The 21,334-nt window shown below is 57.5% G+C and carries 18 protein-coding genes; 9 read left to right on the forward strand and 9 right to left on the reverse strand.

What is annotated here, in order from left to right:
- Window positions 1-46 precede the first annotated feature (46 nt).
- The 4 genes from GU3_RS16890 to GU3_RS15025 form a co-directional block, all read right to left on the reverse strand.
- Window positions 47-4,177, reverse strand: a complete 4,131-nt coding sequence (locus tag GU3_RS16890; RefSeq protein ID WP_158308472.1) for a peptidoglycan-binding protein — start codon at window positions 4,175-4,177, stop codon at window positions 47-49.
- A 23-nt stretch (window positions 4,178-4,200) separates the two neighbouring features.
- Window positions 4,201-5,037: an SH3 domain-containing protein gene (locus GU3_RS16895; RefSeq protein WP_083829483.1), complete on the reverse strand. Its 837-nt coding sequence runs from the start codon at window positions 5,035-5,037 to the stop codon at window positions 4,201-4,203.
- 119 nt (window positions 5,038-5,156) lie between these two features.
- On the reverse strand, window positions 5,157-7,169 hold the full coding sequence (locus GU3_RS15020) for a UvrD-helicase domain-containing protein (RefSeq protein ID WP_014293382.1): 2,013 nt from the start codon (window positions 7,167-7,169) through the stop codon (window positions 5,157-5,159).
- A 9-nt stretch (window positions 7,170-7,178) separates the two neighbouring features.
- Window positions 7,179-7,604, reverse strand: coding sequence for an Lrp/AsnC family transcriptional regulator (locus tag GU3_RS15025; protein WP_041543312.1), 426 nt, complete (start codon window positions 7,602-7,604; stop codon window positions 7,179-7,181).
- A 140-nt stretch (window positions 7,605-7,744) separates the two neighbouring features.
- Between GU3_RS15025 and yjeH the strand changes: the two genes are divergently transcribed.
- Window positions 7,745-9,010 (forward strand): L-methionine/branched-chain amino acid transporter, encoded by a 1,266-nt coding sequence (gene yjeH, locus GU3_RS15030; RefSeq protein WP_014293384.1) that lies wholly within the window; start codon window positions 7,745-7,747, stop codon window positions 9,008-9,010.
- Window positions 9,011-9,123: 113 nt separating this feature from the next.
- Here yjeH and GU3_RS17180 read toward each other — a convergent pair whose 3' ends face one another.
- The 5 genes from GU3_RS17180 to GU3_RS15055 all read right to left on the reverse strand — a co-directional run bounded on the left by GU3_RS17180 (window position 9,124) and on the right by GU3_RS15055 (window position 13,230).
- Complete coding sequence (locus tag GU3_RS17180) at window positions 9,124-9,552, reverse strand: hypothetical protein (RefSeq protein WP_148265923.1); 429 nt, start codon at window positions 9,550-9,552, stop codon at window positions 9,124-9,126.
- Window positions 9,549-10,172 (reverse strand): DUF6036 family nucleotidyltransferase, encoded by a 624-nt coding sequence (locus GU3_RS15040; RefSeq protein ID WP_041543316.1) that lies wholly within the window; start codon window positions 10,170-10,172, stop codon window positions 9,549-9,551. Before GU3_RS15040 ends, GU3_RS17180 begins: the two co-directional genes overlap by 4 nt.
- Before the next feature lie 87 nt (window positions 10,173-10,259).
- Window positions 10,260-11,354 (reverse strand): ABC transporter permease, encoded by a 1,095-nt coding sequence (locus GU3_RS15045; protein ID WP_014293387.1) that lies wholly within the window; start codon window positions 11,352-11,354, stop codon window positions 10,260-10,262.
- Window positions 11,351-12,277 carry an ABC transporter ATP-binding protein gene (locus tag GU3_RS15050; RefSeq protein WP_014293388.1) on the reverse strand — a complete coding sequence of 309 codons (927 nt, stop codon included), beginning with the start codon at window positions 12,275-12,277 and terminating at the stop codon, window positions 11,351-11,353. The genes GU3_RS15045 and GU3_RS15050 overlap by 4 nt, the downstream gene beginning before the upstream one ends.
- Window positions 12,274-13,230, reverse strand: a complete 957-nt coding sequence (locus GU3_RS15055) for an HlyD family secretion protein (RefSeq protein ID WP_014293389.1) — start codon at window positions 13,228-13,230, stop codon at window positions 12,274-12,276. The genes GU3_RS15050 and GU3_RS15055 overlap by 4 nt, the downstream gene beginning before the upstream one ends.
- Window positions 13,231-13,449: 219 nt before the next feature.
- On the opposite strand from GU3_RS15055, the gene GU3_RS15060 reads away from it, so the two are divergent.
- The 8 genes from GU3_RS15060 (at window position 13,450) to GU3_RS15095 (ending at window position 21,133) form a co-directional block, all read left to right on the forward strand.
- The gene (locus GU3_RS15060; protein WP_014293390.1) at window positions 13,450-14,808 is read left to right on the forward strand and encodes a type II toxin-antitoxin system HipA family toxin; all 1,359 of its coding nucleotides are present in this window, start codon (window positions 13,450-13,452) and stop codon (window positions 14,806-14,808) included.
- Window positions 14,808-15,131, forward strand: coding sequence for a helix-turn-helix domain-containing protein (locus GU3_RS15065; protein WP_014293391.1), 324 nt, complete (start codon window positions 14,808-14,810; stop codon window positions 15,129-15,131). Before GU3_RS15060 ends, GU3_RS15065 begins: the two co-directional genes overlap by 1 nt.
- 242 nt (window positions 15,132-15,373) lie before the next feature.
- Window positions 15,374-16,171 (forward strand): 3'(2'),5'-bisphosphate nucleotidase CysQ, encoded by a 798-nt coding sequence (gene cysQ / locus GU3_RS15070; RefSeq protein WP_014293392.1) that lies wholly within the window; start codon window positions 15,374-15,376, stop codon window positions 16,169-16,171.
- Window positions 16,172-16,261: 90 nt separating this feature from the next.
- On the forward strand, window positions 16,262-17,401 hold the full coding sequence (locus GU3_RS15075) for a hypothetical protein (RefSeq protein ID WP_014293393.1): 1,140 nt from the start codon (window positions 16,262-16,264) through the stop codon (window positions 17,399-17,401).
- The gene (locus tag GU3_RS15080; RefSeq protein ID WP_014293394.1) at window positions 17,398-18,804 is read left to right on the forward strand and encodes a cytochrome P450; all 1,407 of its coding nucleotides are present in this window, start codon (window positions 17,398-17,400) and stop codon (window positions 18,802-18,804) included. The genes GU3_RS15075 and GU3_RS15080 overlap by 4 nt, the downstream gene beginning before the upstream one ends.
- The gene (locus GU3_RS15085; RefSeq protein ID WP_014293395.1) at window positions 18,801-19,148 is read left to right on the forward strand and encodes a membrane protein; all 348 of its coding nucleotides are present in this window, start codon (window positions 18,801-18,803) and stop codon (window positions 19,146-19,148) included. The genes GU3_RS15080 and GU3_RS15085 overlap by 4 nt, the downstream gene beginning before the upstream one ends.
- A 210-nt stretch (window positions 19,149-19,358) precedes the next feature.
- A complete protein-coding gene (locus GU3_RS15090) occupies window positions 19,359-20,579 on the forward strand; it encodes a capsule biosynthesis protein (RefSeq protein ID WP_014293396.1) in 1,221 nt (406 codons plus the stop codon).
- A gap of 206 nt (window positions 20,580-20,785) precedes the next feature.
- The gene (locus GU3_RS15095; protein WP_014293397.1) at window positions 20,786-21,133 is read left to right on the forward strand and encodes a DVU3141 family protein; all 348 of its coding nucleotides are present in this window, start codon (window positions 20,786-20,788) and stop codon (window positions 21,131-21,133) included.
- Window positions 21,134-21,334: the final 201 nt, after the last annotated feature.

The following is a 21,334-nucleotide window of genomic DNA, read 5'->3' on the forward strand; positions in this document are numbered from 1 at the left end:
ACTCCACTAAAGATTTGGCAATAATAGTCAGATGACGCTATCAACATCAAAAGGCGATACTGCTCTCCTTAGTTTCTTCAGACGACACTTCACTTAGCAGCTCATCACTGCGTTCATAACTTTCCGCAAACAATTTGGCATATCGACGCTGGTCGTGCAGCCAGATCACTATTTCATCATGATCCTGAGTGGGGTTAGAATAGCGGGTCTGCCGGGTTGGTGTGACCGGATTCAGGGGCTGAGTAATACTGGCTCCCAGCATCAGTGGACAGAAACTTTGTTGCCCGTATATCTGGCTGACCTCATCATTGCTTCCAATAAACCTGAAATTACCCGTGGCTATATCGGGGTAGCGATGCTGACCAATCGAGCTGGGCGGAGTAGCCTGCTTGTCACCATCCATCCAGAAACTTTCATTACGTATCGTAACTCCCTGACACATCTGACTGGGTTCAAATTCAGCCCAGATGAAATCAAGGCCGCTACGACCGAAGCTATTGGTTGTACGAGAAAATATCGGCGATCCATAGCGCTGCTCTAGCGATGACTTAATTCCAATCAGGTTAATGCTTTTTGGAGAGAAACGCATTTGCCGGCGAATAGCCACCACCTTACCAGATGCTGCCGGAGGCTCATCAAACAACGTAATCATTTCCTGTTCGTTCTCAGAAATATACATTCGACCGGAGCTGTAAGCTTCCAGCTTGCCTGCCAGAGTAGTGGTCTGGTGCACACGGTCTGCAACCAGCATGCGTCCCACCGGCATATGTTTGCGGATAAGCAGCTCTGCCTCATCAAAACTCATTCCCAGCTTAATACCGAGTATGTCCAGATCTGGCTTCGATTCGGGATCCGGTGCCGATAGCAATGCAACCGGTAAGGATAAGGGATTGGCGAGTTCAAGTTCGAACCGCACCTCGCCAGTGTCGCGATCAACTAACCGGGCAGCCAGAGTCCTGGCCTCAAACAACAGGGTGTTGGCGGGATTGGCGACCGGCTCATCAGGAGGAGATCCCAAAGATAACCCAAAGCGTTGGGCAAAGGGCTGAGCCTCACGCAGGGCTTCAAGCCAGGAAGTATCTGGCCAGACCTCGGGTACTGTGGCACCGGTTGGCTGCAGCTCAATCTCCAGTACCAGGCCACTTCTTATCTTCCGGTGATCAGCTTTCAACACCGGCAGGCGGTCAATGCGGATCAAATCACGATAATAAATTGCCTTATTACCGGCGCCCTGCTTAAGCACCTTCTGCATTGCTCGACAGTAAGGATCTTCATGACCACTACATTCATAGCGAGGGCCGTTACCACGATTAGCAATAAAATCGGGGCTGTAATTCGAGTTACGCAACCACAACACCGAATCTGGGCGCGCCCAAGAGACACCCAGAAAATCACACAGTCTGAGCTGCATGCTCAGGCTTTCAGTCAGCGCTTCGCCACGCTCCTTGCTTCGCCGTGCCTGATCACAGGTAATACGGTGAGACTGATTACCATAAACCTCATTCTGTGCCACGCCATTATCAAAACGGAGCCTCACGGTCAGCCGTTCGGGCAACTGCGCAATGCGTTTCATACTCCAGGCTTTAAACTCGGCCAGCCGCTCCGTCAGTTGTTCCGGTGCAGGCGGCTGAGAAAAATCGGTGAAAAAACGCCCGCCAGGAACAGGTGCCGGGGCTACTTTCTCATAACTGAAACGACTGAGCATCATGCGCCTGAGCATGGCGTCATCTACTGTGTCCGGCAGATATTTCAGCTGCAGCAGGTCAGCCACCTCGGCAGAAAACGGTTGCGGACTATCGGTTTTCGCTGGCTTAACTAAAGCGGGTCCGGAAGGTACCGGCTCTGTGGGCATAACCTCAAAGGTGGTTGATGCAAGCGACTGCCTCTGTTGGCCAGCAGTTTTGACAAAAGCTTTCGCTGACCTGGGTACAGCTTCAATCACAATCAAAGGCGTGCCGGATGAGGCCCTCTCAAGACGAATACTGCCCATCTCAAGGCCGGCGGCAAGTGTCAGAAACTCTTCCTTCTCTGTTGACTTTGGTGCCAGCACAAGGGTATATGCGTCTCTTGGCTCAGGCAGTACCATCACCAGTTCTACTTCCTCATCAAGTCCGAAAACCTGCCCCTTCCCCCAGCGGCGCGGGATAACCAGACGGTCTTCAGACACCTGCAAACGCCTGGAGAATTCCTCGTACTTTTTCACACTGCTGGTGCCGGGCTTGGCAAACACAAAAACCTGACTACCATTCTCCTTGCCTGTCAGGTAGTCTCTACTCGCATGATTGGTCTCAATCCACAGAGTGTCCGGCAACGCGGCTGCCCGGGCCCGGGTCCACTCGGCAAAGTTGGTAATCAGCCATGAAGGCACTACCGCATCGCGATCTCGCAAGGCCAACGTTAAATCCGGAGGAAAGAATGCAGCCCAGGGAGTAGGCGGCTCACCTCGCTTCACTCTTTCCCGCTGAATGGCTTCCTCATGCATACGGCCCCTTATCCACTGACGAATTCCATTGCCAACCAGATCAAGCTGCTCATTAGCCAATAGCAACAAACCGAGTGTATCCGGGTTGTCTGCATATACTTCACCATCAGGGGATGCAGATACCGTTTCCAGGGATGGAAGTGGCAATGGATCAAGACGAAGAAAGGGTTCCGATAGATGACTGTGCGGTCGAAATAACTGCACACCTTCAACGACTGTTTCAAAATTAAAATATCGAGCACCTCTACCTGGTGATTCATGTATAGCAGTTAGTGTCACATCAACAGCATAAAGTGCATTATTCCGATAAAATGTACCCAATGTGTTCCCTATACTCACGGGAGGGGAAAAGTACATTTTCTTAAAGTCACGGGCATCATTTAATGGTACAGAAACTTCTGCCGGAAGCTTATATGCTGCTATAGGTGCATTCACAATAAAATTAAAACCATCAACCTTGTCAACAGGCACACTTGTACAGGGAGGTGAGTCATTCGAGTGCCCAAACAAAGTAAATACTTCCCTCTCAAAGTCATACTCACGAATATGTACAAAACAAAAAACAGTCAGAGGCATTGGTAAAAATGGGGCTTTAATGGACTGTAAGGATTGAGCTTCCTTTCTAAATTGATTAAGCAAGGACCTCCTCTCAAATTCATCAAATATATGATGAGGTAGTGTCACTTCACTACCAACTAATTTTTTGGGGTCAACTCCCGCCTTTCGAGCAATCTGTTGCTGCTCCTGGTCCGTTAGCAGTTTAAAGAAACGCTCGGCTTGGCTATCATCATCAATGATTGATGGTTTCTGTTTCAATAAAATAAATAAGGCAACTTTCCCAATCAAGTCAGATGCAGATTCAGGTATAAGTTTTCTTTCGATCATGGGCCCACGCACGATCAGTCTTCCTTGACGTGTAGGAAGTTTTTCTCCAAAAACACTCTCAAGAATAATAGCGTCAGAAGATGAATAAGTTAACTTGGATGCCTCATCAGATGAAGGAATCACAGGCTGTCCAGCTTCTGATGAAACTGGCATTGTCGATGGCATAACACCACCATTACACCCGGTCTGATTTCCACACTGTGCAACACGTAAGCTGGCAAGCAGATTATCGTTCACTTCACGAACCAGTGGCATATCGTTGTCACGCAGAAAATCACGAATTGCACTGCGGGTTCGGCTGCCCATCATACCATCAGCAGGACCGGGCTCATAACCCAGACGAGCAAGTAACTGTTGGGCTTCTCTAATCTTTTGGCGCTTGGTAAGCTGCGGTGATACCGATGAGGCTGGTTCAGTGTTAACATGCGAATTTTCACCGGCTTCTAGCCCAATTTTTTTAAACTTACCATCGTCATACTGAAGCCATCGAGCCACGACTGAATCGTTACTGTATCCGGTAAGTCGTAATATTTTCAGCTGCGGGCAATTCATATTCAGTATTTGCCTCACCCCTCCTGCCAGCAACTGAAGGTTTCGGCTTAGTGTTATTAATGACTCTCGGTCAGTAGCAGTTATTTTTACATTTACGGTCGTATCACACCAGTTTTCAGCATCCGTGGTAGCGTTCATATCGGCAAAGCTGGCAACATTACGCTCGGCCGACATTGCTGGGCTCGATAATACAAGAGTAACCAGAATAAACATGCGAGTTGCGAAATGGAAAAATGAAAAAAAATTAACTGCATTCATAACCATTACTCTTATATCTGAGATCAGGCATCTTCAATCACATAACCATCCGGCCCTTCGCAAATGCGAATGCGATCTTCCGTTACCGAGCCATCGGGCTGAGTCACCTTGGTAGTGTTAAGGCTACAGGTACGGTTAGCATCCACCATTACCGTTTCACCAGTGGTAGCCGGTGCTGTGGCTGATGAAACCTGTTGCGCTGCAGGAGCCGGCTGAAGGAGTTGAGCTGCGACAAAGCCATTGGCTGCGCCGTCTTCGGAAATCAGGAGCCAGTTTTTGTTTTGTACCTTACCGATAACATGCACCCGCTGCCCGGCACTTAAGCCGCCTACACTTCGATAGTCGGTGCCAGGTCCACCACGCACATTACTGCCGGCCGTCGCGATATAAGTTGAGCCAATAAGGTCAATCGGGGGCATTTGATCAATACGATCCTTCTTCACACGAACGGGAACCTGCTCCCGAGCCGTAGTACGCTGAGTAACTTCGGTTCGCCCAGTAGCACCGGTTTCGGGATCCCGCCATACCTGAGGTTGTCCAGTTTCCAGTGCACGAGTATTGGCCTGGGCCAACTGCTGTTGACCTGAACGACTGAGATGCCGGGCAATTTCACGGCCAATAAAGGCGCCCGCTATGGCACCGGCTCCGGTGGCCAGGATCCGGCCACTTCCACCGCCAACCTGCGAACCGATCAATGCGCCGGTAACACCACCAATAACGCCGCCAAGCGCATCGGCTCCGGTAAAGCTTCCGTTCTCTGTTGCTCCACACCCCAGCAAACTGACAATGAGCACTGCTATGCTGGTTACTCTGAGTTTTTTGACATTGGCGTAAGGGAACTGTGAGTTTTTGTGGTTCATGGGTCATGTCCTCTTTTCCGCCGCTGGTTACTCAAACATAGTAACTGAACAAAAAATAGACAAACCATAAGCCACTTAAGCAGCCAGCTTTACAAATCTCTTTTTGTCTGGAGAGAAGGTTATAGCCTACCTTCCCAACGACTTACCCCAGAATAGCCTCCTTCCAGCAGTTCCTTGACGAACGGCGACGGCAGTTGCCGGTCGGCGAGCAGAAACACCTGATCTCGAGCCCGGGTGAGGCCCACGTAAAACAGCCGGCGCTCTTCGGCGTGGGGAAACTCCTCTTCAACGGGCAGCAGGGCATCGAGCAGGGCGGCCTGCTTTTTCTCCGGTGGAAAGCCGTAACGGCCACGGGTGAGCCCCAGCAGGATCACGCAGTCGCTCTCCTTGCCCTTGGCGCCATGCAGGGTCTGGGCGTCGATTTGCAGGCCGGCAAAGCGCTTGCGCCAACCCGCCAGCAGGGCGTCGTCGGGCAGGCTGAAGCGAAAGCGGGACAGCAGGTAAACGGAGGCATTGGGCCGCTGGGCGGCAATCTGCCCCAGCAGCCGGGCTACCGTGTCCATGGTCTCGTCATCGGCCACCGGCAGTACGTGCACACAGGGGCCTTCGCTGCGCTTAAGGGTACCCAGGGTCTTGGGCAACTGCTGCGGGTTGCGGGTGACAAAACGGCTGGCCACTTTTTCAATCACGTTGTTAAAGCGGAAGGTGGTGTCGAGGGCGGTCACGGCGGTGGCCCCGAAGAAACCGGCAAAGTCGGTGGTCAGCCGCACATCGGCGCCGCTGAAGCGGTAAATGGCCTGCCAGTCGTCGCCCACGCAAAACAGCGACAGCTCGGGTGTGGCATCGCGCAGCGCCAGCAGCAGTTCGGCCCGCTCCCGGGAAATATCCTGAAACTCATCCACCAGCAGATGGCGCCAGGGCACCGCAAAGCGGCCGCCGCGCACCAGCTCGGTGGCCTGCTCTATCATATCGTCGAAATCAATGTCACCGGCATCGCGCAAGTGCTGCTGGTAACGGGCCAGCAAGGGGCGCACCAGTGCCAGCTGCGTTTCCTGCTCCGGGGTGGTGTGCTCGGGTTCGCCATAGAGCTTGAGCGCAGCCACCAGCGGCGCCCATTCCCGCGCCAGGCGGGCAAAATCCGGCGCGGGCACGGTCTGAAAACGGTGCTGGCGCAGCCAGGCCAGCAATTGCAGGCCGTAGCTTTCCTCACCGGCCAGCTGCTCCAGCCAGCGGGCAAAGGTGCGGAGTTTGACCTGCTCGTTTTGCGCCAGCTCGCTCAGGGCCGGGGTAGCGCCCGTTGCCTGCCCGATGATCATCAGCCCCAGGGCGTGAAAGGTGCTGACCTGCACGCCGGCGTTCTCGGGCCGGCGCGCCAGCCGCTCGCGCATTTCCGCCGCCGCTTCGTTGCCAAAGGCCAGCAGCAGCAGCTCATCGGGCCCGGCCTGGCCGGAGGCCAGCAAAAAGGCGGTGCGCGCCGCCATCACGCTGGTTTTGCCGCAGCCGGCACCGGCCAGCACCAGATTGTGATCCTCATCGGTGACGCAGGCCAGCCGCTGGGCCGCCGTGAGTGGATGGGCTTCCAGGGTGTCGAACAGCGCCTTGTGCGCCGCCAGCGCCTGCTCGCAGTACTCCTGCCGGCAGTGCTCGCGCCAGTGGTCATCGGCCTGCTGCAGGGTCGCCACCAGCTCAAAGGCGGCATGGGCCCGGTCGCTCAGTCCCGCGGGCAGGGGGTGCTCGCTCCAGTGCACCGGCTCTGCCGCCACCCAGTCCTGCAATTGCTGCCAGCGAGACCAGCGCAGGTAGCCCGCTTCCAGCAGCGCCAGGCAGCGCTCGGCCAGGGGCACCACCCGGGCCGCGTGATACTCAAACCAGCCCAACGCCAGTCGCTCAACCAACAGGTGCGCCCGGCCCTGAGGCAGCCAGGCGCACACCAGCTGGCCCTGGTGGCAGTTGAGCACCAGTTGGCGGAACAACCGGCCCTGCTCCAGCAGCGGCGGCGTGATCATCTCGCTCCAGTCGATGGTGTGACGCTCACGCCTGAGGTGCAGCGCCACCCCGCCGCTCACCGGCTCCGCGGCGGTAAAGGGATGGTTGAACAGCTGGCCCAGCCAGTGAACCTTGCAGATGGGCATGATATGGCCTCAGGACAGGGTATTGATCACCTCGCCCAGTATCATGTGGGTGCGCACCGTCTTGATATGGGGAGTGTGTTCAATGAGATGGCGAATGGCGTCGAGCCGCTCCATGGACTCCGCCTCCACATATACCAGCATGTCGGTTTCGCCGCTGATGGTATAGCACAGCTTGATCTCGGGCACGGCGCGCAGGGCCTCGGCATATTGCTCACACTGGCGCACATGGTAGCAAAGGGCGAAATAGGCGCGCACCAGCCCCTGAGGCCGGCCCAGCCGGGCATGGTAGCCCCTGATGATGCCGCGCTCTTCCAGGCTCTTGATGCGCTCCGACACCGCCGAGCGGGACAGGCTGACCTCGCGGGCAATGCTGGCCACCGCCATGCGGGCGTTTTCCGTTAACAAAGACAGGATTTTCCGGTCGAACTTGTCCACTGCTACCTCTATTTTCACGCTGCCGGACAAACGTCGGGCAAAAGCGACGTTTCGCCGACCGAAAGCGTCATAGTGCCGAGTCGGGTTGGTATGTTGTGGCGCTAATATATCAGAATTCCTGAATACGGATTCGAAACTCAATGGGACGTTTGCATAAACAACTGGGGCTGGGCTACGGCACCGGCATGATGGCCACCTCGCTGCTGGGCAGCGGTATTTTCGTGGTGCCGGCGGTGGCTGCCGGCCTGGCGGGGGAAGACTCACTCTGGGCCTGGCTGCTGCTGATGGTGCTGGTGCTGCCGGTGGCCTTCACCTTTGCCCGCCTGGGCCGGGCCTACCCCCACGCCGGCGGCGCGCCGCACCTGATTGGCCGGGCGCTGGGGCTGCCGATGGAAAAGCTGGCGGCGTTTTTGTTTCTGGCGGTGCTGCCGGTGGGCCTGCCCGCCATGCTCACCCTCACCACCGGCTTCTGGCATGCGCTGTTTCCGCTCAATGATACCGGCGATCTGCTGGTTCAGCTGGCCACCCTCGCCCTGGTGCTGGTGCTCGGCAGCCGCCCCAGCGGCGCCTCGGGCCTGGTGCAGCTGCTGATTGCGGTGACCATTGTCGGCCTGCTGGTGGCGGTGTGGCTGACCGGGGATCTAGCAACCAGCGCCGCCGCCACCCTGCCGGCAACGTCTTCGGTGAGCTGGGGCGCCCTGCCCGCCGTGCTGGCGGTGATGTTCTGGTGCTTTGTGGGGCTGGAAGCCTTTACCCACATGGGCGAGGAATTCCGCCGGCCGGAGCGGGACTTTCCCCTGGCGCTGCTGTTCGGCGTGTTGCTGGCGGGCTTTATCTACTTTGCCTACGCCATGGCGGTGGTGAAGTTTGGTCTGTTTGGTGACGAGCGCACCAACACCACCTCCTTTCCGGTGCTGCTGGCCATGCTGTTTGGCGAGCCGGGCCGCTGGGTTGCCGCCCTGGTGGGCTATGCCGCCTGCTTTGCCAGCCTCAACCTCTATGTGCAGGGCTTTGGCCGGCTGCTGTGGAGCATGGCCGACGAAGGCAAGCTGCCGGCCCCCCTGGCCCGGCTCAACCGCCACGGCGCCCCCTTTGCCGCCCTGTGCTGGGTGGTAGGCGCCAGTGTGTTGTGCGTGCTGGCCGCCTGGCTCTTCCAACTGCCGCTGGAAACCCTGATGCGCTACGCCAACGGCAACTTTGTGCTGGTGTATTTGCTGGCAATGATTGCCGGCGTGAAACTGCTTTGCGGCTGCTGGCGCGCCCTGGCGGTGGTGGCCACCCTGCTGTGTGCCGGTGTGTTTGTGTCATTGGGGCTGGAAGCGGGCTACGCCCTGGTGATGGGGGCGGGTTTTATTGGAGCGCGGGCGGCTCGCCCGCAATTTGTCGCGAAGCGGCAACGCTTTTAAGTGCCTGCGGCGCTAATGCAGGCAAGGTGCCTGCGTTCCAATAAACCTTTTTGAGCGCCTGCGGCACTGATACGGACTTTCTATACGCGAGCAGCCTGCACGTTACTTTGTACTCAAGCACTTAAACCGTGTTGGCGGCCTGTAGCATCTGCATAGGTTCGGGTTTGCAGAGGGAGCAGTGCCTGGCGCAGTGAAGCAGTTGTATCCTTTAAACCCCAGCGTTTACTGGGAGAATAACGTCCCAGAGCCAGTGGGGTATCGTCCCCCATTAACCGTGAATGGAAATCATGTGTAAGCTTCTGAAGATAAAGTGCATTTTCACGGTAACAGACAGGATATTGACTGAGCAGCTCAAGCACACAGAGCACGCGCTGAAACTGCTCACAAGTCATCACATCCCGCAATCGTTCCAGTTCCGTTTGAGTTGGCTGGTAACCACGATACCAAACGGCGTAAGCAAGCTGTTTCACATCTTCCAGAGCGCTTCCAAGAGGATGCAAGCCTACGCGATATAACCTTTTTTTTGTATAAGATATACTCACTGGCTGCTGCCTTCACTGTAATAATCATTCAGTACCATTTTCATGTTACACAGTATACGGGTTGGCTCGCCAACATAGTAGCTGATGGCTTCCTGAGCCAAACGCTCAAACTCAGCAGAGCTAACATGCGGAAGTTGCAGTAATGCCTGAATATCCAATCGATCACGCTCACTGAACCGGCCCAGCTTTGATATAGCCACGTCAACCGCACTGGCAACATAGACCTCAACATTGGGTACGCTGCTTTGAGTCATCAGTCGAATCACACGATCTTCATAATCTTCGTGCAATGGCCCTAAGGTCGTGTTGAAGCTGGTATCCAGCTCCAACATTTGCAACACCCCTTCTTCATTTGAATACACGTAGGCGTCTTCATTCAGAAGAGCGACAATATCAGATTTACTCGCATAGCCATGAGAGGCAACTTCAGCGTCAACATCTGCGCTGCCCCGCGCTTGAGTATGCACATGAACTGCACAGCCACCAAAAACTATCACCTGAAATATCCCTTTACTCCCATCAGCAAACAATGGTTCCAGCACATCAAAAAAAGCCACCAAAGCACGCCCTAATGCTGTTGCGGGCTGTATAGTTGGATACTCGCGCTTTTCTATCGACATAATCCCCCCCTGTCACTCGACAGACTATACACATAAAAATGATGAACCAGACTCCCTCATGCAAGCGCGAAAGGTGGAGCAGGCCAGTCAATCCAGCCGCTTGTGAAAACGGCGGGCGGCCACCATCAGGCCGAGCAGGGTAAAGCCGGCCAGCCAGAGGGCGTCGGGGGCCAGGGTGGCAAGGCTGGCATCGCGCAGCAAAATGCCCCGGGCCAGGCGCATGTAGTGGGTGGCGGGCAGGGCCTCGGCCAGCCACTGGGCAATGATCGGCATGCCCTCGTAGGGGAACATGAAGCCCGAGAGCAAAATGGACGGCATCAGCACGAACACCGTCATCTGCATGGCCTGCAGCTGGTTGCGGGCCAGGGTGGAGATCACCAGCCCCAGCACCAGGCTGGCGGCAATAAACAACAGGGTGGCCAGCAACAATTGCAGCGGGCTGCCGTTCATGGGCACATCAAACAGGGCAACACCCAGCGCCACAATGATCACCAGCTGCACCAGACCGGCAAAAATGTAGGGCACGATTTTGCCAATCATCAGCTCCATGGGCGTGACCGGAGTGGTGATCAGCCACTCCAGGTTGCCCCGTTCCCGCTCACGCACCACCGCCAGGGCGGTAAACAGCACCATGGTCATGGTAAGGATCACCCCGATCAGCCCCGGAATAATATTCACCGCCGCCCGCTGCTCCGGGTTGAACAGCAGGGTCACCGCAAAGGGTGCATTAACCCCGGGTCGGGGCGGAATTTCCGGCAACGCCGCCTGGCGCAGCAGCGCACCGGCCAGCAGCGGATCCGTGCCGTCCACCAGCCACTGGCCCAGCGGCCGTTCATCCTGACGCCGGCGCGCCAGATCCGCCGGCAGCACCAGGGCCGCCCTCGCCCGCCCCGCCACAATGGCCACCTCGGCCTCGGCCGGCCGGGCCAGCCGCTCGGTAAAGATCACCAAACCGCCGGCCTCCAACCGCGCCGCCAGTGCCCGGCTATCACCGGTTTGCGCCTGATCCACCAGCACCGCCGGAATATGCCGCACCTTGGTGTTGATGGCGTAGCCAAACAGCAGCAGCTGCAGCAGCGGCACCATGATCACCATGGCAAAGGTGAGCCGATCCCGGGACAGCTGGCGAAACTCCTTGACCATGATGGCCTGAATACGGCGCAGACGAACGGCGAGGCTCATGCACTTGCCCCGGTGCAGCTCACAAACACGTCTTCCAGGCTGGGCCGCACGGGGGTCAGCTCGGCGTCAGCCAGGCGCGCGGGCAACTGCCGGCGCAGCCAGGCCACCGGCTGCTCGATGCGGCCATCCACCAGCACGCGCAGGCGCAACCCCAGCTGGGCGGCGGAGCGCACCTCGGGCAGCGCGAGCAGCGCCCGTTTCAGCTCGCGCAGATCGGTAGTGAGCACTTCCACTACCGTGGCGCCCAGGGTGTTCATCAGCTGCTCCGGGGAGCCGTCGGCCCGCTTAACGCCTTGATCCAGAATGGCCAGACCATGGCAGCGCTCGGCCTCATCCATGTAGTGAGTACTGACCACGATACTGGTGCCGGTGTCACACAAGTCGAACAGCTTTTCCCAGAAATCGCGGCGGTTTTCCGGATCCACCGCCGAGGTGGGTTCGTCCAGAAACAGCAAGTCGGGCCTGTGTACGATGGCCGCCGCCAGGGCCAGCCGCTGGCGCTGACCGCCACTTAAGGAGCCCGCCAGCTGGCCGGACAGATCCGCAAGATCGTGAGTGGTCAGCAGCTCGTGAATGCGCTGCCGCGCCTGGCGGCCACCCAACCCCTGCACCCGGGCCACAAAGGCCAGGTTTTCCTGCACCGACAAGTCTTCATAGAGGGAAAAGCGCTGGGTCATGTAGCCCACCCGCCGGCGCAGGGCCTCGGCCTGCTGTGGCACCGGCAGCCCCAGCACCGTTATTTGGCCGTCGGACGGCAACAGCAGGCCGGTGAGCATGCGCAAACAGGTAGACTTGCCGCTGCCGTTGGGGCCGAGAAAGCCGTAGATGGTGCCGGCCGGAATGGCCAGGTCGAGGCGGTCGACCGCTACCAGCTCGCCAAAACGCCGGGTCAGCCCTTGAGTTTCAATGGCCAGCTCACTCATGGTGCCTCCGGCAACACTTGCGCCGGCACGCCGGACGGCAGCGTCACCGCCGCGGCGGGCAGTTGCACCCGGGCCAGGTACATCAGCCGGCTGCGCTCGCCTTCACTGAGCGCATAATAAGGGCCGAACACCGGCTCGCTGGCTACCCAGCTCAGCCGCCCGCGATAGGGCTCGCTCACGCCTTCTACCCATACCCCCATGGCATCACCAATATGCAGCCCGGTGCGCGCCGGCGCCGGCACATACACCTCGGCATAGGGCGCCGTGTCGGTTTCCAGCACCGCCACCACGGCCCCGGCCAGCACCCTGTCCCCCACCCGGTAGGGCAGGCTTTCCACCAGGCCATTACGGCTGGCATCGATGGTGAGCTCATTCAGGCGAAAACGGGCCAGCGCCAGCTCGACCCGGCTGGCATCCCGTGCCGCCTCGGCGGTGTCTATCTCCTGCGTTCGGTTGCCCGCCTCGGTCCGTGCCAGCCGCTGCTCGGCCGCCGCAATTTGAGCCCGCAGGCGATCAAACTCCGCCTGTGCCCGGTCCCGCTCCGCTCGGCTGGCCAGCTGACGGGAAGTGAGCGCCCGCACTCGTTCAAGGCTTAGCCGGGCTTCCGGCAGCAAGGCTCGCTGCTGTGCCAGCTCGGCCCGGGCGGCAGCAATGTCTTCCGCCCGGCTGCCCGCCCGTAACAATGCCAGCCCTGCCTCGGCCTGACGCAGCCGCGCCTGCTGGCGGTTTACCTCCAGCTGCAAGCGTTCCGGGTTCAGCTGCACCAGCAGGGTGCCGGCCGTCACCCGCTCCCCTTCCGCCACCGGCTGCGCCACCACTCGCTCACTCACAGGCGCCAGCAGCTCAATGCGATCCCGCTCCAGGGTGCCCAGCCAGGGCGCCGGCCCGGCGGGCTTGCAGCCGTTCAGCAACAGAGCACAGACGCACAGCAGCATGCGGCAGAAAACAGACATAACGGATTCCATTGAGATTCATGGCTTCAGCTTAGCCGAGCACGGGCAGGAAGGAGTTGCGTGGGATCAGGGAACAGCGTTGTTGGTGGCGAAAAAATCTTAATGAGCATATTTTTACTCAAAAAAGGCATAAAAAATAAATAGTGGGTGAAATATTGCTCATAATGATATTTAAAACTTATAATTGAGCATTATTCTGCACATTTCATCGGTAACTCTATGGTAACCCCTCTCACTCTGACCATTCAGATTTTCCATCATGGCCAATGGCATGATGCCGCCGAGCTGACCATTGAAAAGCCGCACTTGGGCAGAAGCGGGCCGGTGCGACTGGGGTACGAGTTCGATTATGCCCTCAAATACCAGTATCGTGACGATGAATATGCCTGCGGGCTCACCCTGCCGGTAGAGCTGATGATTCCACACGATGCCACAACCTGGTTCGGGTTTCTCGACGACATCATGCCCGCCGGAGCCGCCCGCCGTTATTGGGTTAATTTGCTTGGATTAAGCCATGCCACACCAGAAAAGCAGGATACCGAACTGCTTCACCATGGCACCATAGCGCCGGTTGGCAATTTGCGTATAAAGGAATCGCTGCCTGTGTTGCCAGCCAACAGCACACTCAAACAACGACGCTTTGCAATTGGAGAGGTGGTAGAGCGCAACACCGATTTTCTGGAATATGCCCAACAGATGGGGGCGGCAAGTGGAGGAGCCACTGGTGCCGGCGGCGAAGCACCCAAGCTGCTGTTACGCTGCTCGGACAAAGATGAAGTATGGATTGATACCTTTCAGGATGATGTGCATACGCCGGATACCCATTATCTGGTTAAATTTCCGCGCAATAACAGAGGAACCATCGATTGCGACATTCTGCGTGCGGAATATCACTATTATCATGAGTTGCACAGCCTGGGCATCAGCACCATCAGCACAACCGGAATGAAGCTACTTGAAGGTGAGCGCTTTCCTTCACTCTGGTTACCTCGCTTCGACGTGGCCATGCGTGAGGGCGAGCTCACCCGTTATGGGTTGGAGTCGGTATATTCGGTACTTCACAAGGCACCAGGCAGTTATCTGAAGCACCAGGAGGCATTACGCTGCCTGGTTAAATTGCTGGAGCAGCAATACCGGGTTGTAGAGCTGGAAGAAAGTTTTGATCGGCAGGCGTTTGTCATCGAGTGGATTAAACGGGATTTGCTGAATGTGGCCTTTGGCAACTCCGACAACCATGGCCGCAACACAGCATTACTGAAAAAGCCGGCAGGTATCTGGCTGGCACCAGTCTATGACTTTGCCCCCATGAAAGCAGATCCGGAAATGGTGCCCCGCTCCACCATCTGGGGGAGCCCGCTGGAAGAAGGCGGTCAGTATAACTGGCAGACCATTGCTGCCGAGCTTGCCGATTTGGCAGAGCCGGAGCAGGTGTTGAAAGAGCTGAAAGCGCTTGCCGGCAAACTGGTGGGACTAAAACAGCGGCTGAAAGCCAGAGGAGTGCCCGAAAGCATACTCAATATGCCGGTGATGGGGTTTGATTATCTGGACAACAAACTGAAAAGCTGGGGGTTGATTTAATGAACAAGCCCAGCCCCGCCGAACGAGAGGCCTTGTTAATCTCATTACTTTCCAGGTTATTTGGCGGAGAGATCACCGAAGGTGAGCTTTTGCGCACCCTGCGAAAGGATCTGCTGAAGATGTCGCAAACTGACTACGCCAATATGGTAGGCATTAGCAGACGCACTCTGTCCGACATCGAACGTAACACCGGCAGCCCTACACTTGCAGTGCTGAACACCGTATTCAAGCCTTTCGGACTAAAAGCTGGCCTGCTGCCAAGAAACCCGGCTCTGATGAAAAAAATGCTGGCAGAAAATATACAGCCGCCCGGCAATCCGTAGCTTATTGGAGCCCGGAGGCCTTGCCGGCTACTCAACCCCTGCACTCGGGCCACAAAGGCCAGGTTTTCCTGTACCGACAGATCCTCGGAAAGGGAAAAACGCTGGGTCATGTAGCCCACCCGCCGGCGCAGGGCCTACCGATGGAAAGGCTTGCGCCAAATCAGCACGGCATGCAGTTGCCGGGCAATCCGGGTAACATAAGGCGCCATACACAGCCCCCGCTTTCAAGGAAAGGAACACCCATGATCATCACCCAGGAACTGCTCAGCCAAACCGATGCCCTCGCCCGCCAGGCCGGCGCCGCCATTATGGAGATTTACGGCCGGGACTTTGCCGTTGAGCAAAAACAGGACAACTCGCCGCTAACCGAGGCCGACGCCGCCGCGCACCACATCATCGTCAACGGGCTGAAGGCACTGCCACTCACCGCCCCCATTCTGTCGGAAGAAGACACCGCCGGCTTTGCCGGGGCCGATGAGCAGGGGCGCTACTGGCTGGTGGATCCGCTGGACGGCACCAAGGAATTCATCAAGCGCAACGGCGAGTTCACCGTCAACATTGCGCTGATTGAGCACGGCAAACCGGTGCTGGGCGTGGTCTATGCGCCGGCCCTGGGCGTGGGCTATATGGCCGCACAGGGGCTCGGGGCCTTCAAGTACGAAGGCGACAAGGTGCCAGTGGCCATTGCCGTGGTTGCACACCAAGAAGGCCAGCCCTGGCGCGTGGTGGGCAGCCGCTCCCACGGCGGTGGCGAGCTGCCGTCCCTGCTGGACAAGCTGGGCGAACATGAGCTGGTGGCCATGGGCAGCTCGCTTAAATTATGCCTGGTGGCCGAAGGCGCCGCCGATGTGTATCCGCGCCTGGGCCCCACCTCGTTGTGGGACACGGGGGCCGCCCAGTGTGTGGTGGAGCAGGCCGGCGGCACCGTGGTGCAGCTGAACGGCGAACCGCTTTGCTACGCCAATACCCAAGAAGTGCTTAACCCGTATTTTCTGGTGCTGGGCAGGAATGACGTAAACTGGCCGGGGTTGTTTGGGTGAGCATGCCCATCCCCCTGGTTGCGGGGTGTGCTCCTCTGCCAAATTAAGGTACTCTGTCCGCCGTTTTTTACCCAGCTCAGGAACCACGGATTGGCCCGCATCAACCAGCGCCAGGTGTTTTATCTTCACGGCTTCGACCCGCGCGGAGCGAGACATTACCACCGCCTTTATCGTGAGCAGGCCGCCTTGCAGGAAAAGGTAAACGGCCTGCACATTCGCGTATCGGGCCGCCGGCGCGGGCACGATCACAGCCACCACTGGCAACTGGACACCGACAATACCCACACCCGTTACAGCTACCTGGGCTGGGATGACATTATTCGCAACCACTGGGCCAGAGGCTGGCGCGAAATCATCGGCGATTTGTGGCTGTTTGTGTGGGCCTATATTTTACCCGGCCACATTCTGGCCTATGCCAAGGCTTCTCCCAAACAAATGATGGCCGGCTTCTATCCTCTCTTTTATCTGTTGCTGAGCCTGCTCCTTTCCGGCTGGCTGGCCACCGGCCTGGCCGAACACTTGCCCTGGACTTATGCGCAAGTGCCGGCAGGCCTGGCGCTGTTTGCATTGCTGATGCACAGCAGCAAACGTCTGGGAGACAAACTGGCGGTATTCTGGCTGTTGCGCATTTACGCCTTTTCAACGCGCTGGGCCAAAGGCCGAATACCGGAGCTGGAGCCACGCATTCACGCCTTTGCCAGGCACATGGCGGACGCCATCAACGACGAGACCAACGATGAAGTTGTTATCGTCGCCCACAGCGTGGGCACCATGGTGGTGATCCCGGCTCTGGCCCGGGCCCTTGAGCAAATACAGGATCCAGCGCGGCTGGCCAACCGCCGTGTGGTGCTGATCACCCTGGGGCACTGCATTCCACTGCTCAGTTTTCAGCCCAAGGCAACCGACTTTCGCGCCGCCCTGCAGCAGTTGGGCCACAACGAGCAACTGCTGTGGCTGGATTACACCGCCCCCACCGACGGCGCCTGTTTTCCATTGCTCGACCCCATTACCTCCTGCGGCCAGCAACGGGCCGCCAATGCCGGGCCCAAACTGCTCTCTCCGCGTTTTTTCACCCTTTATCACCCTGTTCGCTACAAAAAACTGCGCCGGGCCTGGTATACCATGCACTTTTTGTATTTGATGGCCACCGACAAGCCCGGCCCTTACGACTATTTCGCCTTTACCGCCGGCCCCGATGCCATCGCCACTCGACTGAAGGAGCGGTCATGACCTGCCCCGTGTTTCCCAAGCCGGCCAAAAGCAAAGCCTCGTTGTGGAAAGTGTTTTTCACCAAACGCCACTCCTGGCTGGATGCCCTGTATGAACGCAGCTACGGCATGAAAATGGGCGAATACAAACTGCCCGGGCTCACCCTTTACATGGTGAACCAGCCGGATCTGGTGAGGCAGGTGATGGTGCAGAGCATGGCCGACTTTCCCAAACACCGCATGCTGGGCGACATCCTCGAGCCGCTGCTGGGCGAGAGTATTTTCACCACCAACGGCGAGCAATGGCAAAAACAGCGCGACATGCTCGACCCTGCCTTTAAGCACGCCCGGGTGCAGCAGGTGTTTGGGCTGATGCAAAGCGCCGCCAACGACATGCTGGAACGGCTTAAAACACACCGGCCCGGGCAGGACATAGACCCGGAAATGACCTTTGTTACCGCCGACATTATTTTTCGTACCATTATGTCGACCCGGCTCAACGAAGAGCAGGCCAACCGCATTCTCGACGCCTTTGTGCGCTTTCAGGCCGAGTCTCCCAAGCTGGCGCTGATGAAAATGTTCCGCCTGCCGGGCTTTTTGCAGCGGGGTGGCAGCGAGCGCCGGCGCATGGCGGCGGCGAAAGAAATTCGCGGCACCATAGAAGACATTATTCGCCCTCGCTACCAGCAGGCCGAAGCCGCCCGGGCCGGATGCCCGCGCTCAAAAGCCGAGCTGGAAAACCAGCAGGATATTTTGTCTTCCCTGCTGCTTACCACGGATGCCAGCACCGGCCAGCCCTTTGGCTTTGATGAGATAGTGGATCAAATCTCCATGCTGTTTCTGGCCGGGCACGAAACCACCGCCAGCTCCCTGACCTGGTCGCTCTACCTGCTGGCAACCCACCCGCAAATACAGGAAGACGCCTACCAGGAGGTGACTCAGGTACTGAATGGACAGCCCATCAGCGTGGAGGCCCTGCGCAAAATGGTGCTGGTACGCGATGTGTTCCGCGAAGCCCTGCGCCTCTACCCGCCGGTGGGCTTTTTTGCCCGGGAATGCGCCCATGCCACCGAAATGCGCAACAAACACATGAAAGCCGGCAGCACGGTAATGGTGTCGCCCTGGCTTATTCACCGGCACAAAGACTACTGGCACAATCCGCACCAGTTCGACCCCTACCGCTTTACTGCTAAGCAGCTGAAAACTCCGCTGAGCAAGTCTTACCTGCCTTTTGGCGCCGGGCCACGGGTGTGCATTGGCGCCGCCTTTGCCCAGCAGGAGTCCAGCCTTATACTGGCGAGCATATTGCAACACTACCAGCTCAGCCTGGCCGAAGGCTTTGAGCCCAAACCCGTGGGCAGGCTGACCATACGCTCCGACAACGGCCTGCAACTGGTACTGACCCCAAGGGAACAACAACCATGAAAGAACGCATTGCCGGTTTTATTTTAATGTGCGCCGTGGTGCCCCTGGCCGTGGTGGGTTACCTCATCATCTGCTACGTGGGCTTTATGGGCCGGGTGGAGCGTGGCCGCGCCGGCGTGCGGGCGCTGGACCACTTTGTGAATGCTTCCGTATTTAACGGCTACGCCTGGGAGTCGGTGTCGTCTCACGCCTGGCGCGAACGCGACAACAAACGCTGGGCCCGCTTTGTGATCTGGCTGACCGACAAATTCCAGCAGGATCACTGCAAGCGCGCCAACAAACGGGAGCAACCCCTGGTAGACCTGATGCTGCAAAAGGGCCTGCACCGGCAAACCATTAAATAACCCCCACCCCGGCACACGTTGTCGCATTTATCCCGTTTATACATCCGTAATAAACATTTGATATTAATCCTGCTCACCCCCTGTGATAGCATACGCGCCGCACGGAAAACGCCAACATAACTAAAAAATGTTCATTCGGGACTCTTAATGAAATCAGCCTTGCTACTACAAGGGCCACTTGGACCTTTTTTTCAGCACTTTTCTCGCTTTTTGAACGAGCAAGGCGTTCATGTTCATAAAATTCACTTCAACGGCGGCGACGGCTGCTGGCCCTGCAAGGGCACCAATGTGCATTACACCGGCTCCCTGCCCGAGTGGCGGAACTTCTTAAACAGCTACATTAGCAAACACCAAATTGACACCGTGTTCTGCTACAGCGACTGCCGTGAGTATCACGCCGTGGCCCGGCACTATTGCCTGAGCCACAACATTCGCTTTTTTGTATTTGAAGAAGGCTACCTGCGGCCGCACTACATTACCCTGGAACAAAACGGCGTGAATGCCCATAGCCCCTGGTTCGGAAAACTGGAGCAAGCACTGCCCCGGCAAAACCCCGAGCACGTTAAACACCAGTTTGATATTCGCGCTAGCTTTAAACGCCGCATTTATTTTGCCATGCGATATTATTTCAGCATGCACTGCTGCCGTTGGCGCTTTCGGCACTATGTTCATCATCGCCACCGCCCCTACTGGAAAGAAGGCATCGCCTGGCTGAAAGGCTGGTACACCAAATATACCCACACAGCCCACGACAAAGGCCTGCAACAAAAGCTGATTGACCAGCACTCAAAGCATATTTTTCTGGTGCCGCTGCAGGTGGCCGACGATTTTCAGATAAGAGCACATTCGCCCTTTAACGATGTGGCCGAGTCCATTCGGCACATTATGACCTCGTTCGCGGCCTGTGCCCCCCGGCAGGATGTGCTGCTGTTCAAGCACCACCCCATGGACCGGGGCTACACCAACTACACCCAACTGATAAAAAGCCTGGCCAGCGAGCTGGGCATTGAACACCGCGTGTTTTACGGCTTTGAACTGCACCTGCCTGACCTCTATCAGCACTGCAAGGGCGTAGTCACCGTAAACAGCACCGTGGGCATGTCGGCCCTACTGCACCATGTGCCCACCATGACCCTGGGCAAGGCACTTTATGATGTGCCGGGCCTCACCAGCACGGGGCCGCTGGCCACCTTTTGGCGTGCACCGCAACCGGTGGATGTGGACTTATTTAAACGCTTACGGGCATTTTTGCTGGAGCACACCCAGCTGAACGGCAGCTTTTATGCCGAGCCGGAGAACACCTGCCAGCAAATTTGGCAACGGCTGCAGCAACAGGCCGAACCGCCGCTGCAACAGCGCCCGCGCATCATTTCGCTCCAACCGGCCAGGGCGGAAAACAGCCCACGCAAAGGAAAAAGAGAAGTGGCGTAAGGCAACGCCCTGCCGCCTTGCCCACAAGCCAAACAGGCGAGCGGATTGGCATCGAAATGACGATGGCCAGATGATAAAATTCGCCGCTAAAAAAATGCCGCCATGCAATTTGCAAGGGTGTGCACAAGGAAAGTGACATCAGCGAATTGGGAGCTGCAACCCACGGGCGGTAGCGTGCCTTTTTATTAATTAACACGAGTTAACCCATGCATTTTGTTAGCAATCCCCTTGCAGGCACCATGATGGCGCTGTGCCTGTTCACCCTGGCCGGCTGCGCCGGCCAGGCATCACAAAACAGCACTGCTATAAACAACGCCCCGCTCAACCAGTTTCTTGAGTCGGCCGCCGCCAACGCGGCCGGCACCCTGGCCACCAGCCCCTGGGGCGACAACGCCCAGGTAACCGCCGGCGCCTCCTATTTCGCGGCCAGCGGCAAAACCTGCCGCCCGCTGCAGGTAAGCCTGCCCACCGGCAGCACAGATGCACACATTGCCTGCAAAACCCAAAACGGCGAATGGCAACTTTCCCGCCCCTTCGGGAGCCATAAGCTTTAAGCTGTCGGCTGTAAGAAAAATAACACCATGCTAATGGAGCGCAGGCAGCCTGCCTGCAATAGCGCCGCAGGCGCTACCTGGCTTAGAGCCAAACAAGCACAGCACGATATCCGCATACAACACGCAGCCATCTTTAACTGAAAGCTGACAGCTGACAGCTGTTTTCAAGACTCCGAGAACACCACATGTCTCTAAAGAAAT

This window comes from Oceanimonas sp. GK1 (assembly GCF_000243075.1).
In the GTDB taxonomy this organism is placed as follows: domain Bacteria; phylum Pseudomonadota; class Gammaproteobacteria; order Enterobacterales; family Aeromonadaceae; genus Oceanimonas.

Bases quoted from the DNA above. Each gene is read 5' to 3' on its own strand.
- yjeH (WP_014293384.1), top strand. From the start codon at position 7,745: ATGGGACGTTTGCATAAACAACTGGGGCTGGGCTACGGCACCGGCATG.
- GU3_RS15040 (WP_041543316.1), bottom strand. From the start codon at position 10,172: ATGTCGATAGAAAAGCGCGAGTATCCAACTATACAGCCCGCAACAGCA.
- GU3_RS15065 (WP_014293391.1), top strand. From the start codon at position 14,808: ATGAACAAGCCCAGCCCCGCCGAACGAGAGGCCTTGTTAATCTCATTA.
- GU3_RS15050 (WP_014293388.1), bottom strand. From the start codon at position 12,277: ATGAGTGAGCTGGCCATTGAAACTCAAGGGCTGACCCGGCGTTTTGGC.
- GU3_RS15080 (WP_014293394.1), top strand. From the start codon at position 17,398: ATGACCTGCCCCGTGTTTCCCAAGCCGGCCAAAAGCAAAGCCTCGTTG.
- GU3_RS16895 (WP_083829483.1), bottom strand. From the start codon at position 5,037: ATGAACCACAAAAACTCACAGTTCCCTTACGCCAATGTCAAAAAACTC.
- GU3_RS15020 (WP_014293382.1), bottom strand. From the start codon at position 7,169: ATGCCCATCTGCAAGGTTCACTGGCTGGGCCAGCTGTTCAACCATCCC.
- GU3_RS15060 (WP_014293390.1), top strand. From the start codon at position 13,450: ATGGTAACCCCTCTCACTCTGACCATTCAGATTTTCCATCATGGCCAA.
- GU3_RS15095 (WP_014293397.1), top strand. From the start codon at position 20,786: ATGCATTTTGTTAGCAATCCCCTTGCAGGCACCATGATGGCGCTGTGC.
- GU3_RS15055 (WP_014293389.1), bottom strand. From the start codon at position 13,230: ATGTCTGTTTTCTGCCGCATGCTGCTGTGCGTCTGTGCTCTGTTGCTG.
- GU3_RS16890 (WP_158308472.1), bottom strand. From the start codon at position 4,177: ATGAATGCAGTTAATTTTTTTTCATTTTTCCATTTCGCAACTCGCATG.
- GU3_RS15085 (WP_014293395.1), top strand. From the start codon at position 18,801: ATGAAAGAACGCATTGCCGGTTTTATTTTAATGTGCGCCGTGGTGCCC.
- cysQ (WP_014293392.1), top strand. From the start codon at position 15,374: ATGATCATCACCCAGGAACTGCTCAGCCAAACCGATGCCCTCGCCCGC.
- GU3_RS15045 (WP_014293387.1), bottom strand. From the start codon at position 11,354: ATGAGCCTCGCCGTTCGTCTGCGCCGTATTCAGGCCATCATGGTCAAG.